1 protein-coding gene is annotated in these 400 nt (G+C 40.2%); it reads right to left on the bottom strand.

Annotated elements, in window-relative coordinates; translation table 11 throughout:
* On the bottom strand, nucleotides 1-299 hold a 299-nt coding region (locus ACXAHM_RS26380; RefSeq protein WP_474967073.1), incomplete at its 3' end, for an IS3 family transposase.
* Nucleotides 300-400 lie beyond the last annotated feature (101 nt).

The following is a 400-nucleotide window of genomic DNA, read 5'->3' on the forward strand; positions in this document are numbered from 1 at the left end:
ATTACAGCCATTAAATACATAAAACCCTTTTCCATTGGAATGTAGGTGATATCGGTCGCCCATACTTGATTTACTTTATTAATGACCATATTACGAAGGAGATAGGGATACTTTTTGTGCTCCTTTACACCTTTTGAAGTATGAGGACCAGGAACAAGTGCCTGCAGGTCCATCATACGATATAATCGGGCGATACGTTTAGGGTTGACTAACATTCCCTGATCCAGACGCAACCAAGTAGTCATACTCGGAACCCCCATGTGAGGATGCTTTGTATACTGCTGATCTATGACCTTCATTAACTCAAGGTTTTGTGCTGACTCTCCTTTTGGCTTATAATAATAACTAGATTTCTGTAAACCTAATAGCTGACATTGACGTGTGATGCTTAGCTCTGGAT

The organism is Flammeovirga sp. AWQ4_249 (genome assembly GCF_056161045.1).